12 protein-coding genes are annotated in these 17,108 nt (G+C 35.8%); 3 read left to right on the top strand and 9 right to left on the bottom strand.

All coding sequences use genetic code 11. The annotated features are described in order from the left end of the window. Nucleotides 1–262: 262 nt before the first annotated feature. The 7 genes from AC3HD6_RS03030 to AC3HD6_RS03000 form a co-directional block, all read right to left on the bottom strand. On the bottom strand, nucleotides 263–817 hold the full coding sequence (locus AC3HD6_RS03030) for a DUF2652 domain-containing protein (RefSeq protein WP_068944015.1): 555 nt from the start codon (nucleotides 815–817) through the stop codon (nucleotides 263–265). A gap of 57 nt (nucleotides 818–874) precedes the next feature. Beyond that, nucleotides 875–2,290 carry an efflux transporter outer membrane subunit gene (locus AC3HD6_RS03025; protein ID WP_488895003.1) on the bottom strand — a complete coding sequence of 472 codons (1,416 nt, stop codon included), beginning with the start codon at nucleotides 2,288–2,290 and terminating at the stop codon, nucleotides 875–877. 17 nt (nucleotides 2,291–2,307) lie between these two features. Continuing rightward, nucleotides 2,308–5,448: an efflux RND transporter permease subunit gene (locus tag AC3HD6_RS03020; RefSeq protein WP_488895002.1), complete on the bottom strand. Its 3,141-nt coding sequence runs from the start codon at nucleotides 5,446–5,448 to the stop codon at nucleotides 2,308–2,310. Nucleotides 5,449–5,457: 9 nt separating this feature from the next. Further along, nucleotides 5,458–6,603: an efflux RND transporter periplasmic adaptor subunit gene (locus tag AC3HD6_RS03015; protein WP_488895001.1), complete on the bottom strand. Its 1,146-nt coding sequence runs from the start codon at nucleotides 6,601–6,603 to the stop codon at nucleotides 5,458–5,460. Nucleotides 6,604–6,817: 214 nt separating this feature from the next. Beyond that, nucleotides 6,818–7,744, bottom strand: coding sequence for an AraC family transcriptional regulator (locus AC3HD6_RS03010; RefSeq protein ID WP_488895000.1), 927 nt, complete (start codon nucleotides 7,742–7,744; stop codon nucleotides 6,818–6,820). 92 nt (nucleotides 7,745–7,836) lie between these two features. Further along, on the bottom strand, nucleotides 7,837–8,583 hold the full coding sequence (locus tag AC3HD6_RS03005) for a metallophosphoesterase (protein ID WP_488894999.1): 747 nt from the start codon (nucleotides 8,581–8,583) through the stop codon (nucleotides 7,837–7,839). A 104-nt stretch (nucleotides 8,584–8,687) separates the two neighbouring features. Further along, nucleotides 8,688–10,076 carry an MFS transporter gene (locus AC3HD6_RS03000; RefSeq protein WP_488894998.1) on the bottom strand — a complete coding sequence of 463 codons (1,389 nt, stop codon included), beginning with the start codon at nucleotides 10,074–10,076 and terminating at the stop codon, nucleotides 8,688–8,690. Between the two features lie 142 nt (nucleotides 10,077–10,218). Between AC3HD6_RS03000 and AC3HD6_RS02995 the strand changes: the two genes are divergently transcribed. Beyond that, nucleotides 10,219–10,689 carry an Lrp/AsnC family transcriptional regulator gene (locus AC3HD6_RS02995; RefSeq protein WP_488894997.1) on the top strand — a complete coding sequence of 157 codons (471 nt, stop codon included), beginning with the start codon at nucleotides 10,219–10,221 and terminating at the stop codon, nucleotides 10,687–10,689. Between the two features lie 368 nt (nucleotides 10,690–11,057). After that, complete coding sequence (locus AC3HD6_RS02990) at nucleotides 11,058–12,485, top strand: LuxR C-terminal-related transcriptional regulator (RefSeq protein ID WP_488894996.1); 1,428 nt, start codon at nucleotides 11,058–11,060, stop codon at nucleotides 12,483–12,485. Between the two features lie 810 nt (nucleotides 12,486–13,295). On the opposite strand, the gene AC3HD6_RS02985 is transcribed toward AC3HD6_RS02990, so the two are convergent. Continuing rightward, nucleotides 13,296–13,811 (bottom strand): hypothetical protein, encoded by a 516-nt coding sequence (locus tag AC3HD6_RS02985; protein ID WP_488894995.1) that lies wholly within the window; start codon nucleotides 13,809–13,811, stop codon nucleotides 13,296–13,298. Nucleotides 13,812–13,828: 17 nt separating this feature from the next. Then, nucleotides 13,829–14,833 (bottom strand): hypothetical protein, encoded by a 1,005-nt coding sequence (locus AC3HD6_RS02980; RefSeq protein WP_488894994.1) that lies wholly within the window; start codon nucleotides 14,831–14,833, stop codon nucleotides 13,829–13,831. Nucleotides 14,834–15,633: 800 nt separating this feature from the next. Here AC3HD6_RS02980 and mnmE point away from each other — a divergent pair. Then, complete coding sequence (gene mnmE / locus AC3HD6_RS02975) at nucleotides 15,634–17,019, top strand: tRNA uridine-5-carboxymethylaminomethyl(34) synthesis GTPase MnmE (protein WP_488894993.1); 1,386 nt, start codon at nucleotides 15,634–15,636, stop codon at nucleotides 17,017–17,019. The last annotated feature ends 89 nt before the right edge of the window (nucleotides 17,020–17,108 follow it).

Below are 17,108 nucleotides of genomic sequence, written 5' to 3'. Positions count from 1 at the left end.
TTAAGAAACGAAATAAACCTTTGGATTTTAACAGTTTACAATATTTGATTTTAGGAAAATTTTAAAAACCATCAACTATCATTGTAAAATAAACAACCAAAACCACTTATTACAAAAATATATACAATAAATTCATAATGACAATGATTTTCATTAACCAAACTTTAACATATTTATTTTTATTTTACCCATAAAAAAAGCCCGGATCTCACCCGGGCCGCTAGCAATAGCAAATTTACAAGGATTAAAAAATAAAAATATGCTAGATTGTATTTTCAAAATAATGAATCATACCCACCTCTGGCAGGTGAAGTTGGTCTTTATTAAAATCAGCTTCCTCATTATTTGTATTTTCTAAAAAAGAATTACTGAATAATGCATACGAAGGCTTCTCTGCCCAACCATTTTTCAAGAGCTGATGAGCCTCCACGATAGGTTTACCATACAATTTTCTGAAATTCCCAATATTATATTGCGAAAAAGCCCCATAGTGAACAATAAACTTCAGTGACAAATCTATTGTCGTACTTAAATTTTTACTCAATTCTTTTATTTTTCCATTGAATGCATTACGCATTTTCCATAGCATCTTGGAAATACTGTGATATGATGGGTTTTCGTCATACCGATAAAATAATATCGCATCCCCTTCAATTTCAGAAATTTCAAAATACTGATCGTTCACATCAATCAGCGTAGATAGTAGTTGTCTTACAATATATTCTCCTGTATAAAGTTTGGTATTGAACACAAATTCGGTAAATCCGCTGAAATCCGGAATTAAAATGATTCCCTCCTGTATACCTGTATTCTTCATAATGATCTTGGATTAAAAACCTGCTGCATCTAAAGACGAAGCAGGTTTAATTTTACTTTATTGCCATCCGCCTCCTACGGAACGATACAGCGCTGTGATTGCATTCAATCGTTGAGCTTTCAGAGAAGCCAGTTCCAATTCAGCAGTAAGCTTATTGGTTTGAGCCATGATCACTTCTACATACGTTGCTGAGTTGTATTTGAATAACATATCAGCTTTTTTCACCGCCTCATTAGATTTCACGACCAGCCCTTCAGCAATTTTCTGCTGTTCTTCCAGCTTTTGAATCTGTACTAACGCATCAGAAACTTCGCCTACTGCCTTCAATACAGATTGTTTAAAACCTATTTCCGCCTGATCAGCCAATACTTTAGACTGTTCATACTGGGTTTTCAGCTGTTTTCCGTTTAAAATAGGCTGAGCAATGGCCCCGGCAGCCATACCGAAGAGAGAACCCGGAACACTGAACCATTTGCTGATCTGAAAGGCGTTTACTCCGCCCTGAGCAGTAATATTCAATGACGGATACATGCTCATTTTAGCAACATGAATTGCTGCTGCACTTTTCCTTACTTCTAATTCAGCAGTTTTTATATCAGGTCTGTAGCTTAACAATTCTAAAGGTACTCCTGCTGAAATATGATCCGGAGACTGAACAGTATTCAGACTTGCACTTCTTTCAATTTTCTCAGGCATAGAACCGGTTAACAGACTTAAAGCATTTTCTTGTGTAGCCACAGAGCTTTCAATAGCCGAAATGTTTTTCAGAATTTGGTCCTTTATAATTTCCTGCTGCTGCACCGCTAAAGCAGTTGTTAATCCAAGCTCCTGTTGCTTCACCAAAAACTTCAGAGTATTATCCGCATAGGTGAGATTCGACTTTGTGATTTTCAATTGGGTATCCAGCATCAGAAGATTGTAATACCCCTGAACTACAGCAGCTACCACTTGTGTCTTTACCGCTTTTGCTGCCTCCTGAGTTTTAAGATAATCAGCCAATGCCTGCTCTTTTCTTCCTTTAATCTTTCCCCAGATATCAGCTTCCCACGAAAAATTAAGTGCTGCTGTATAATCTTCCATATACCTTTTTCCCATAAACTGGCCTGCCGTCATCCCGTTCATGCTATTGTCAGAAGGTCTGCTGATATTAGCATTGGCAGTAGCATTGATGGTAGGAATATTTCCCCATTTGCTTTGCGTATATGCTAATGAAGCAAATTCTATCTGTTTTAAAGCAACCTGCAAATCATTATTCTGAATCATTGCTTTATCAATCAATCCTATTAAAACAGGATCTTTGAAAAAGTCTTTGTAGCCGATCTTTGCGATGTTTTCATTGTGCTCAGCCACGAAAATACTGTCGCTTCTGAAAGTCTCAGGTATCTTCACTTCAGGCTGCTCAAACTTTTGAACTCCACATGAAACCGCTGTTCCTGAAATGAATGCGATATATGCTATATTTTTAATTTTCATTGTTAAAATCATTTGAATTAATATTCCCAATCCGCATCCGTTACTACTTTTCCATTGATTTTCTCATGCAAAGCCTGGAACATCACAAAAAGTACCGGAACTACAAAAATTCCTAAGATCGTTCCGAAAAGCATCCCTGAAATCGCAGCATAGCCAATAGAATGGTTACCCATCGCAGACGGACCTACCACAAAGATCAATGGAATCAACCCAGTGATAAATGCCAGTGAAGTCATTAAAATCGGACGTAAACGGGCCTTTGCACCTTCAACAGCCGAAGCTATAAGACTTTTCCCTGCTCTTCGTCTCTGAATCGCAAATTCCACGATCAGAATCCCATTCTTTGCCAGAAGCCCAATCAACATCACCAGGGCGATCTGAACATAAATATTATTGGAAAGTTCTGCGAAAGTAATTCCTACAAAAACACCTGACAACCCAACCGGAATCGCAATCAACACAGCGAATGGAAGAATATAACTTTCATATTGTGCTGATAACAGGAAGAACACAAATACAATACACAATCCGAAAATCATTACTGATTGTGAGCTGGAACCTGCTTCTTCACGGCTCATCCCTTTATAATCATAAGTATACCCGGGAGGAAGAACCTGCTTGCTTACTTCTTCTACCGCAGCCATTGCCTGCCCTGTACTGTAACCAGGAGCTGCCATTACTGTTAAATTGGATGAATTAAAAAGGTTGAAACGGTCTACTACCTCAGCCCCTGTTGTTTGTTTTAAACTCACCAAGGTATTAATAGGAACCATTTGCCCCAGATTATTTTTAACGAAAAGCCCATTGATAGATTCTTTATCCTGTCTCGTTTCCGGAGTAGATTGCACCAAAACTCTATAGTATTTTCCGAACCTGTTGAAATCTGAAGCCTGAATACTTCCGTAATACCCCTGCATTACTCCCAATACATCAGAAACATTCACTCCAAGCTGAGCTGATTTCACCTCATCCACAAGTACTTCAAACTGCGGATAGGTAACATCAAAGGTCGTAAATGCTACTGCTACTTCCGGTCTCTGCATCAAAGCTCCCATCATCCCGTAAGAAATATTCCCAAGATTCTGAAGTTCTCCGTTGGTACGGTCCTGAAGCACAAGCTCCATACCACTCGTATTTCCAAAACCATCTACTGTTGGGGTATTCAATACAAGGAAATTAGCTCTTTTGTCTTGTGAAAGCGTTCCCTGCACCTGACCAATAATAGCATTGATATCATGAACAGGACCTCTTTGGCCGCCATTCTTTAATTTCACGAAAATAGAAGCCGCAGAAGAAGACATCGATCCACTGAATAAGTTCAGCCCATCTACTGAAATCACTTTATCTACAGCAGGATTTTTCATCAAAAGATCTTCCGTATCCGAAACCACTTTAGACGTTCTGTCCTTAGATGCTCCCGGAGCCAGATTAGCTGTTACAATAATAAAACTCTGATCTTCATCAGGAATAAATCCTTTGGGAGTCGTCATAGACATCCAGGTAAACAATCCTCCAAAAGCAAGGATTATGGCCACTGCAATCCATTTTTTCTTTAAAAGGAATAATACCGCTTTTCCATAACGGAATGTCAGCTTATTGAAACTGGCGTTAAATCCAGCAAAAAACCGGTCTTTAAAGTTCATTTTCTCATGACCTCCCCCATGATGCTGTTTAAGAAACAAAGCACATAAAGCAGGGCTCAGCGTCAACGCATTGATCGCAGAAATCACAATAGCAATTGCTAATGTCAAAGCAAACTGCTGATAGAATAACCCCGTGGAACCACTCATAAATGCCACCGGGACGAATACCGCAGACATAATAAGGGTAATCGAAACAATGGCTCCTGTAATCTCGCTCATTGCAGACATCGTTGCTGCTCTTGGGTTCAATTTCTTGTGCTCCATTTTCGCGTGAACCGCTTCCACTACCACAATCGCATCATCCACCACGATACCAATCGCAAGCACCAGCGCAAACAACGTAAGAATGTTGATCGAGAAACCAAAAACCTTCATAAAGAAGAATGTTCCTACAATCGATACCGGTACAGCAATAGCCGGAATTAATGTTGATCTAAAGTCCTGAAGGAAAATATATACTACAATGAATACAAGAATAAATGCTTCAATCAAAGTATGAATTACCTGTTCAATAGACTGATCCAGTGCTTCTTTAGTAGCATATGGAATTTCATAATTCATTCCAGCCGGAAAAGATTTTTCAAGTTCTTTCATTCTTTCCTGCAGCGCGATCTGAACCTCGTTCGCATTGGAACCCGCCATCTGGAAGATCGCCATCGTTACAGAAGCCTTTTTATTAAAGTTAGAGGAAACCGTATAACTGTAAGCTCCAAACTCTACTCTGGCAACATCTTTTAATTTCAAAACAGAACCATCACTTAAAGCTTTTATGGTAATATTTTCATATTGCTCAGGCTCAGTAAATTTTCCTTTATATCGGAGAACGTATTCCATCACTTCCTTACTTCTCTCCCCTAATCTTCCGGGTGCTGCTTCCAGGTTTTGGGTCTGAATCGCTCGTGAAACCTCTGATGGAGTAAGATTATAAGAAGCCAGCTTATTCGGATCAAGCCATACACGCATAGAGTAATCCTTATTTCCATACACCATTGCATCTCCTACTCCTTTTACCCTTTTCAGTTCGGGAACAATATTGATTTTCGCATAGTTTTCAAGGAAAAGATCACTCATGGAACCATCTTTACTCGTCAGGGAAACCATTGCAATCATACTGTTTTGTCTCTTGACAGTAGTAATTCCGGCCTGGATCACTTCAGCAGGAAGCTGGTTGGTTACCTGAGCTACCCTGTTTTGAACGTTAATCGCAGCCTGATCAGGATCTGTACCCAGTTTAAAGATTACTGTGATACTCAGGGTACCATCATTACTCGCGGTAGAAGTAATATAATCCATATTTTCCACTCCATTGATGGCATTTTCCAATGGCGGAGCTACAGATCTTGCAATTGTTTCAGCATTGGCTCCGGGATAAGCAGCCGTTACCATAACAGTAGGCGGGGCAATATCCGGGAATTTTGTAATCGGCAGACTGACCATACCGACGATCCCGAGAATAACAAGCAATACAGAGATAACCGTTGCCAGTACGGGTCTTTTTATAATTTTCTTTAACATGATTTCTTCTTACGATTTTTTCTGTTGAGCATTTTTCTTTTGTGCCACTACAGGAGTTCCCGGCTGCAATCTATCGAAACCGGAAACGATATACTGATCTCCGGCTTTCAAGCCTTTGGAAACAATAAATTGATCTCCAGCTTTCCCATTCACTTCTACCGGAAGCATTTCTGCCTTTCCATTTTTAATGGTAAACACAAAAACTTTATCCTGAATGGTTCTGGTAGATGCAATTGGAAGCAGTACAACATTGCTATAGAACTGATCCAATAGAATTTTTCCTGTATTTCCGCTTCTCAGGATGTTATTCGGATTGTTGAATTTTGCTCTTAAAGTAATAGAGCCAGTCGTTTTGTTGAACTGTCCTTCAACAGCATCAATTCTTCCCGTTTCAGCATACTTTTCACCACCAGAAAGCAATAGAGATACTGCTGGTGTATTTTTAATAACCTCATCAATGCTGTTTCCCACATATTGCTTCTGGAAATTATTAAAGTCATTTTCACTTAAGCTGAAATAAGTATATACTTCATGGATATCTGATAATAAGGTAATCGGTTCCTGGTTGCCCGGGGTCATCAAACTTCCCAAACGATAGTTGAATCTTCCGACAAATCCGCTTACCGGAGCTTTAATCGTAGAAAAATTAAGATTAATCTTCGCTGATTCAATGGAAGATGTTGATTGGCTTACGGCTCCTCTTGCAGCATTATAAGCAGCCTCCGCTTCTTTCACCTGAATTTCGGAAACCATTTTATTTTTGAATAGTTCCTTTTTTCTGTCCAAGTCAATTTTTGACGTTGAAAGATTAGCCTGAGCTGTAATCAATGCTGCCTGTGCACTTTTTAGCTGCTCAGCAAATATTCTGTCTTCGATTTTAAACAAAGGCTGTCCGGCTCTCACATAATCTCCTTCATCAACAAAAATTTTGCTTAAATATCCGGTTACCTGAGGTCTGATTTCTACATTAGAAATTCCCTCAACGGACGCTGCATATTCTCTTGAAACAGAAGCGTCGCCCTGTTTTACTATTTCTACAGGAAGTTCTGGCACCTGCTGTTGGTAAGCCTGGTTTTGATCACTCTTCTTACATCCCGTCAAAGCGATGAGTGAAAGAAAAAGTAGGATTGATTTTTGAATAAAAAATCTTTGCATAACTCTAGTCATTTAAATTTTCCGTACAAAATTCGAACGAAAAAAATTCAATAGAATTAGTCAAAAAACCTCTTGTTTTGTCAAAAAGACTCCTTATTCTTCAAAACATGAGAAATATCATTCATAGACAAATTAAATGACATATTTCTAAAATATAAATCAAAAATATGATTCTATTTAGCAAAAAGACATCAAAGCCACAACTTACTCATTATCAATACAAATCATCTTTTCTATATTCCAGAGGGGCTCTTCCGGTATGTTTTTTGAAAAATTTACTAAAAGACGCCTGATCGGAAAATTTTAGTTGTGAAGCCACTTCATTAATATTAAAATTGGGATTTCTAAGCAATAGTCTTGCTTCTACTGCCAGCACCTGATGAATAATATCCCGAGGTGTTTTAAACATTGTTTTATTGATCACCTTAGTCAGATATTTCCGACTGATAAATAACCTGTCTGCATAAAACTGAACATTATGTTCTTCTTTGAAATACTGCTGTACAAGCTTAAAAAAACTGGTCGTAAGCTCATCTTCCCGAGGCGTTACCGAATGTGGTTTTTCGATTTTTTTAAAATAGTTATCAATCTCGTAAATAACCAAGGAGAAATGATGCCAGATCATTTCATTAAAATAATAATTCTCTTTCTCCTTATTATTCAACATTTTCAATTGATTAAGGTAAAATTGCAGCCTTTTATAAATTTCAGGTTCATTCCTTATAATATGAGCAGGATCTGATGATAAGCTCTTCAGTACATTATTCGATTTATAATTAAAACCAGCCTCAGAAATAAAGTCTACTGAAAAGAAGATATACTTGGCATTATAATCATCTGCAATATCATCTACCCAGAAAGTTTCTGCCATAGGACAAAAAACAACATCTCCTTTATAGACCGTATATTTTTTATCATCCAGCCTAAACCCTGCGCTTCCTTCCTGCACAAGAAAAATACAGAAGTAATCAGAACGATAAGGTATATTGGGTTTGATGATATAATTTGCCTTATCAATCTCCATCACTACAAATTCTTGAATTCTGAGATCAAATTCTACCTGCTGCAAAACTTCATCAAAAGCAAGCCGTGAAACAAAATCAGGTTCTTTGGGAGATTCTTTATAGGATTTTTTAGCCATAGGAAATGGATTGTGAGGTACGAAGGTAGTGAAAAAGGCTAACCTATGGAAAGGCAACAGAACAGGAGCTGCGTAGAACTAAAAGATAAATCTTATACATCAACAATCAATTCCTTCTCATAGCCATTATATTGTTCATCAATATACCCATGAGGATTACAGATAATTTCAGTGTTCCCGATAGCATATCTGTTTGGAGTATGAATATGACCATGAATCCAATATAACGGCTGATATTCAAGAATCATATCTTCCAGATTAGAAGCATAAGCGGAAGATAGCGGATCTTCTTTATAGGGTTCCGGTACAGACTGAATGCTTGGTGCATGGTGGGTAACGACTATATTTTTAAATTCTCTAGATGATTCCAGACTTTCCTGCAGCCATACTTTTGAAAGCTGATGAATTTTGAAAGTGTCTATCGTTCTCAGTTTTGAGTAAGATGGATCACGTTTGATTTTTTTATAATCATTCATCTTCGGCTGGCAAATCATTCCGTATTCCAATGGATTGCCAAAGATTGAAAAATCAGTCCATAAGGTAGCCCCATGAAAACGGATATCTTCAATGTCTACAAAAGAATTTTCAAGCACAAAAACATTAGAATTTTCTGCTGCATCTTTTATTTTATGAAGCGTTTTTGGATACGAGCCTTTATAATATTCATGATTTCCCAGAACATAGATAACCGGTTTATCAGGAATAGCTTGTTTGATCCATTCAACCCCTTTAGTTCCTAAGTTGACATCACCAGCCAACACAACAATATCTGCATGATCAAACCATAATTCGGTCCTTCCAAATTCCTGATGAAGATCGCTGATGATTTGTATTCTCATAATACAAAAGTAATAAAGAAGGATTAATCTCTAAACAAAAAAGAAACCGACGCCTAAACACCGATTCCTTACTCATATAGTTTGTGTAATTTTAAGGTCGCTTATCACGAAACAGCCACTTCAGCCTGCTTCATTCTTAAGCTTTTCAATATAAAATAGAATAACATTCCAAGGGCTAAAAGAGCATAACCAATCAGTACAATCAGATTCAGGCTCCCAACTGCAAATTCTGAAGGAAAAACCTGGCTCATTAAAGTCATGAATGACAGCCCAATCCCAGCTCCCAGGAAGTAACTTGTAGAACTCAAACTTGATGCCAATCCGTAATTGGAAGGTTCAACATCCTGAATTCCCATTACAGAAAGTGCTGTAAAACAGAAAGTCATTCCTATTCCCGAAATACAAGCTGCTCCTAATAGCACTACCGTTAGCGGATGTCCTGTATAGACTGAAATTAATAACAACAACCCGCCAGCCAGCATAAAAGACCATCCTAGCACTCCCATTTGTGATGAAGTAAACCGTTTTGAAATGTGAGGCAGAATAAATTTGGCCGTTAAGGCAGATAAAACACTGAACGGAACAAGCATTAATCCTGCTGAAGCAGCGCTATAGTCCATATCTTTCTGAAGCATTAATGAAATCAGGAATAAAAATCCGATAAAAAATGCACCTAAAGTAAAGAAAGCTGCATTGGAAACCACCAATGAACCATGTCTGAATAGTTTCAAATCAAATAAAGGTTCTGCAACCGTTCTCAATCTAAAGAACACCATTAGTAAAAGCAATACAGCTACGACTAATGAACCTACTACAAGAAAAGGCTGTTCTTTGATATGAACCAGTTCATGCGTTCCGTAAGTAAGACTTAAAAGCCCAAGCACCATTAATATCCCGGAAATAACATCTGTTTTTTGTGCAGTTTCATTTTTCTCATCCGCTGGCAAATAATAATAGGATAGGATAAGTGTGATTAAAAGAATTGGAACATTAATAAGGAAAACCCAGTGCCAGCTCAGATAGGTACTGATAATTCCTCCTACCGAAAGACCACTCCCGGAACCAATCGCAGCAAAAGAACTAAAGATCCCAATCGCGCGGTTTCTTTCCTGCTCTTCCCTGAAAGTATTGGTGACGATAGACAAGGCTGCCGGCATCACAAATGCAGCTCCTAACCCCTGAAGGGCACGAAATATAGCTAATATATTGAAACTTTCGGAAAGCCCAGCTCCTAATGAAGTTAACATAAAAATTAAAGCTCCCAATAAGAAAATTTTCTTTCTTCCTATCTGATCAGAAAGCTTTCCGCCGATAATCAGAAAACCTCCGAAAAATAATACGTACAGTGTTTGTAACCACTGAACAGTTCCCGCTCCGATGTGAAACTGCTCCTGAATAGAAGGAATGGTTAAATTAATAATGGCAATATCCAAAGCCTCTACAAAAGTTCCCACCGATGCTAAAATTAATATTAAATTTCTCCTTGTATCCATATATTCAAATTTCCTGCAAAATTAAAATTAACAGAACGTAATTAAAAATTAAACACTAAATTTGGAACAATAAAACTAAATAACCACAATAAAAAGAACAAAATAACTAAAACAGAGAAATTAACCTTACAAAACAGAACAAATGCCAACAGAAAATTACACTCCAGACGAAAAAGACCTTTCCATCCTGCGGCTCCTTCAGAAGGATGCCAAGATGAGTGTCCGTGATATTTCAGCCAGAATCAACCTTAGCCCCACTCCTACCCACGAGCGCATTAAACGAATGGAAAAACAGGGAATCATCAAAGAATACACTGCTGTAGTAGATCGTAAAAAGGTGAATAAAGGAATGATGGTTATCTGCATGATCGCCTTGAATGTTCATAATAAAAAAACGGCAGGGAAATTCATTGAAGAAGTAGGCAAATTGAAAGAAGTGGTAGAATTTTATAACATCAGTGGTGATTTTGATTTTATGCTCAAAATTCTGGCTCCCAATATGGATGAATTCCATGAGTTTTTCATTAATAAACTATCAGAAATTGAAGGTATTGGCCAGACTAAAAGTATTTTTGTAATGAGCAGCATTAAAGAAAGTGCTCAAATTGTATAAACCGGTATAAATCTGCAAATTAAAAAAAACACCATTCCAGCGCTGCGGCTTCCATCCAAACAACTAAGTGTTGGACTTATGCATATTTTTCACTAATTTGGCTTTTCAAATCTGTCTACGAAATAAACAGATTTTATTAAACAACAAAAAAGATGATGATCGTTAAATTTATTAATCCCGGCAACTGTAATAAGTCGCCTGGCACTGCATTACCAATCAGCGCCTACCAATATAAAGAAATCCAATACAGTTTTATTCTACATTAAAACTGAAAACGGCAGATTTCTGAAAAGAGATGACATCTTTTTTCAGACTTAGTATTGAGATTATTTTTTCATTTCATCAATGATTACAAATCATAAAAATTTATGAACCGCATCAATGATATCAATTTAAAAAATCACCCTATATTTTTATTTATTTTTATTGCAATTTCATTGGGAAGCTGTGGTAAAAAAATCGATGTTCAGGAGATTGACAATGCTTTACTGAAAAAAAACGAACAACTGAGGCTTGAAGGAAAAGATACAGAACTTATTGCTCTGAATAATGAAATGATCCAACAGTCAAAAGAAAGCGGATATTCAAAAGGAGAAGCCTTAGGATATATTAATCTCGCCAATACATGCGGCATGTTGGGAAAATATAAAGCTAGTCATGAATACCTGAAATCGGCAGAAAAAATAGCAACCCGGCTTAATGACAATTTTCTTTATGCTAAACTCTACCATGAGTATGGCCAGCTTAATTATGTAACCGGATTGGTTAATACTGCATTAAGTTATAATGCTAAAGCTATTCATTACGGTAAAAAACTCAATGAAAAAGGCTGGCTGCTAGGAAATACGTATGAGCAAAGAGCTGATTTTATTTCTTCTACCTATAAAGACTCAGCATTGATTTACCGCCACATAGGCTATAGTATGGATCCTTCCGCTCTTAATGCTTCCCTGATTGGAAATTATCACTTACAACAGACCAAAAATCTTGATTCTGCTACTTTTTATAATGACAAAGCATTATCTCTTCTTAAAGATTCTGAATATGGAACGGTAAGACAGGGAATCATTTACTCTTTTTATGCAGATCTCCTTTCTGAAAAAAAACAATATGAAAAGGCATTAGAGTTTTATGAAAAGGCCGCGGATATTTTAATTAAAACAAAAAGAATCAACAAATTACCAGATCTCTACCAACAGATCTCTTTTGTATATAAAAATCTCAATAACAAGGCAATGGAAGACTCTTACGCCTCCAAAGCTGAGGAACTGGACCACAATCTAAAAGTATCTGGGAATGAAGCCATTGATATTTCTCTAAGCGAAATTATTGAACAAAAAAATAAGGGTAACAATAATATCATTTTTATATTCATTGGTGCATTCATCCTTATTATTTCTACTATTTTATTTCTATTGTTCAGAAAAAGAAAGTATAAGAAACAAAATAAACACCCTGGAAAATCAAATACCATAACTTTTATTGCCAAGGAAAGAATTTCTAAGGAAGATTTTGCAGAATTATTGGATCTTGCCAAGAGCAATGATCTAAAGTTCATTAATAGATTTGAAGAGATCAATACAGCTTTAATTCAGAATATTTTAAAAATCAATCCACAGCTTACAAAATCGGAGCTGTCTTTATGTGCTATGATCTGGCTTGGCTTTTCATCAAAAGACATTGCAGATTTTACTTTTATACAGCACAGATCTGTACAAACAAAAAAAGGCAGGCTTAGAAAAAAACTTTATATTTCTTCCGAAACAGATCTTTACAGCTTTTTTACTTCCTTATAATTTTGAAACACTATTTTACACAATATATTTCCTGCCAATGGCAGGATTTTTTATGAAGCTTACATGATAATTCATTTAAGCCTGCCTTTTTAATAATATTCACCGCATAACATATTCTATAAAATTTCCATTATAAAGATTCTTTTTATTAAAAAACAACAGATGTTAAGATCAAAAAAATGATTTTTTCGTGAAGAGTTTTTAATTTTTATTTTATGAAAAATAATATTCAGACTTCAATTGCTACATTTTAAAAACATGAAAATCAACAACTTAAACACCAAGTAGTAGCTGTAGTGTAGCTATGTCGTATGCGATTTTTTGGAAATATTTATCATTATTGAATATGTTTGTCATGTGAAAAATATTAATAACACCATTAAAGAATAAACATATATTAAAGCATATAATTTAAAAGAAATATTATAATACCCTTCCCCTCTGCTACACTTTTAGCTTTAATCTAATAAAAGTATTAAGAACACAAATGATGAAAATCTAGAGGGGTGGGATTTATTTTAAAAACTAAACAAATAATATTAACTAAAAACACAAATAAAAGAGGCCTATTTAACACAACAACCTATGATGAAATAATATCTCAGAATGATAATCCATCTTTTCATAGAAAACTGAGAATATTACAATTTATATTATTTGTTTAATTGAGAGATTACATTTGAGAAGTTGTAATCTCTCTTTTTTATAAAAACATCATAAAAAAACAGTGGCATAGATCTATACCACTGCTTCAATACACATTATAAACTTATATATCGGTTTCCCGGAAAATAATTGTTATTCTATATTTTATTTCCAATAATTCCAGACTGATCCATCAAATACTGCTAATGTTTTGCTCGCTGTATCATAACACATCATTCCCGGATATGGATTTTTTACATTAATATGAGGAACAGCAATCTGAGGAAGGATCATTGCCTTATCAGGAGACTCCAAGATCAATACCCCATCTGCTGTGCTGGATGTTGCTCCAATGATAACTCCTTTCCCTACCTCATCAGAATTGTTCGTAAAAATAGCAGTTGAGCTGCCGGTATCAGATAAAGGCTTCCATACATCATTCTCGTAAACCTTTACTTTTTTATCATTGACATCAAAAACAAATGTTCCATTTACCAGGGATCCGGTTGGAAGGCCAGAAGTAGCAGGAAGGATCAATCCTTTTGTATTTCCGGATACATTATCAAAATCCAGAACTGTACTGTTTCCATCCACTGCTTGCTTTCCTATTGCTACCTGTGCAGCAGAAAGGTTAAAAATAACAAGGGCGGCTGCTATGCTTATATTTTTTAAATTTTTCATCCTTTTAAATTCTTAAATTAATCATTACAGCTTCTTTCTACACACTTCCATTCGGTACCGTTATATAACTTCACACATTTATCCTGAAGATCATATACTAGCATTCCTTCTTTCGGATCTGCAATAGCATCTCCTGATTGTGGAGTCTGACTTACGTGCTGAACTCTTGTAATCACAAAACCTTTATTTTTTGCTTCCATAGCAACGAAACCATTAGGAATATTTTCTGGCCATGCACTGTTTTTTTGTTGAACAGTAATTCCGAATTTCGTAAATCCATCAGGTGTTCCTGATGCACCAGGTTTTGTACAGAAACTATCTATATCATCAATAATTGTAGGAGCATTACCACAACTGGTAGGATCGTTAGACAAACCATTTGGCCAAAGTGACGGACATGTAGCAGAAGTAGCATTAGGACCACAGAAACTTGCTCCACCAGCACCAAGATCTGTAACACTTCCCATAGCAATGGCTACAATCTGACTATCATTACTGATAACCGCACCATCACCAACACCATTCACTTGTGCTTTTGCAATACAATACGCTTTTCCTGTAGGAGCTCCAACATACTTAACCGATGGATAAGTTTTTGATTGCTGAGTAAATGTTCCACATATCTCCACTACACTACTTGTTCCCATTTCTATCATAGACGTTGTCCCTGGGAAAAAACCTCCAAAAGTTGGATCTCCCTGAGTAACTGATCCTGTAAGAGAAAGAAAAGATTTTGTTCCCAGTGTAACTTTTGAATTTTGTTGAGAACCATGGGTTCCAATTTGAATAGATCCATTAGATTTTACACTGGCTCCATCCCCAATTTCCAGATTTCCCATTACCTGAATACCTGAAACCTGAAACTGTCCGGATTTCACAATAAGCGTAGCTCCGTTAGGAATAGTAACAACACTTAATGTATTATATCCACCGTCAATACAATAAGTATTTCCAGCTGTCATTGCTTGTCCCGTATAAGGTGTACATGTCTGAGCATATGTCAGACTGTAGAAAACAGCCATTAATAAAAAAAATAATTTTTTATTAAAATCGAAAAAATTTAAGTTATTCATACGTATTTATGTCAAATTAACAAATTATTCACATTTTTAAAATAAATATGTGTTTTTTTTACATCATCGAATCCCTACTCAACAATTAACATACCAAACTTCATTATTATTCTAAATAACAATAAAATACCATGCCGGTTTGGTTTAACCAAAAAAATATATTTTGTAATGTTTATTTTAAAAAGAAAAACAAACCTTTGACAGACAACACTTTACTCAACTCAAAACTACATATATTTAAGAAACCTTATTATATTATTTAAAAATTCAATATTATCATGAGTATGTATTGGTTTATTGTCTATAAAAAAGGTAAATTTTGAAAAGCATAAAACAATATGTATCAATATTGTACGATTTATGAAGTACATTACATTATCAATCCAATAAATACTTCAATCATCCTATAATTCATATTTTTCAGATGATAAATCACAAAAAATTAATATCATAAAATTTATCTATCAAAGTAACTTCCAACTATATAAACAAAGGGCTTTTTTCCTGATATCATCTAAGGATAGTATCACAGAAAGTAAGAGCAACATGTATCCAATTAAGACCAATGATTTTTTTGAAAATCACAATCTTTTTTCACTTTAAAATTTACCATCACTTCATTTTGTATGTTCAAAGCAGAACATCCAGAAAACATAATGATATTCCCGATAAAACTCTCCCAATATGAAGTATAGACAATACATATGCTACCGCTGTAAAATTTGCATTAAAAAACGTAAATTTGCACCATGAATAACGATACTATTTGTGCACTGGCTACAGCCAATGGAATAGGTGCTTTAGGCATTATCAGAGTTTCCGGAAATGATGTTTTACCCATCGTTCAGAAAAGTTTTCCTGCAAAAAGGCTGGAGAAACAGAAATCCCACACTATCCACTACGGGTATTTTATGGATGGCGAAGAAGCTATTGATGAAATTATGCTTTCTATTTTCCTGGCACCAAAAAGTTTCACTACAGAAAATTCTGTAGAAATTGCGTTTCATGGCTCTCCACATATCGGAAAACGTATTCTTGAAACTCTTATAAAAAATGGAGCAAGAATGGCTAAAGCCGGAGAGTTTACCCTTCGTGCTTTCATCAATGGAAGAATTGACCTTTCTCAGGCAGAAGCGATTGCTGATGTAATCGCCTCTGAAAATGAAGCCTCCAGAAAAGTAGCCATTAACCAGCTAAAAGGTGGAATCACCAACGAAATATCGTTATTAAGAACTGATCTTCTGAACTTTGTTTCTCTTATCGAATTGGAACTGGATTTTGCTGAAGAAGATGTAGAATTTGCTGATAGAACTGCTTTAAGCGGATTATTGGATAAAATTGACTTAAAATTAAACTCCCTAATCGAGAGTTTTCAATATGGAAATGCCATTAAAAATGGTACTGCTGTTGCAATTATCGGAAAACCTAATGCAGGGAAATCTACCCTACTTAATGCTTTATTGAAAGAGGAAAGAGCAATTGTAAGTAATATTGCGGGAACCACAAGAGATACGATTGAAGAAGTTCTTCATATTAAAGGTCATGCCTTCCGCTTGATTGACACTGCAGGATTACGCGAAACAGTGGATGAAATTGAAGCCATTGGTGTAAAAAAGGCTAAGGAAAAGGTAGAAAATGCCAATATTTTAGTGTATTTGACTGACGCTGCTACTGAAGATTTCTCCGAAGATATTGAAATGATCCAATCTTTATTGAGAGAAGATCTGAAATTAATCATCTGCGCAACAAAAATTGATGAAGTTACTCCAACAAAATACGAAACAGTGGAAGATATTTTCAGAAAGGCTATTTCACATGAATTTGACTTTATCAAAATATCTGCTGTTGAGAATCAAAACATCCAGGATCTTAAAAATGAATTATCTTCATACGTTGAACAGTTAAAATCACAAGAGAATAATGTGGTTATCACTAACCAACGCCACTTCGAGGCTCTACAAAAGTCTTTAGACGCTGTAAACAAGGTAAAAGAGGCAATTTCCTTCCAGATTTCTACAGAGCTACTGGCTTATGAATTGAGAAATGCTTTGGAGCATCTTGGGGAGATATCTGGTGAGGTTACAAATGACGAGGTATTGGGGAATATTTTCTCGAAGTTCTGTATCGGGAAATAATTTTGTATAATACAAGCAACTTTAATTATTATGAAGTTGCTTGTATTTTATGAAGTTATATCTTATTATCAATTATTCTTAGATTCTTA

The sequence above is a fragment of the Chryseobacterium sp. II3a genome, assembly GCF_057815135.1.
The sequence above is the reverse complement of the archived record's forward strand: the minus strand, read 5'-3'. Positions and strand labels throughout refer to the sequence as shown.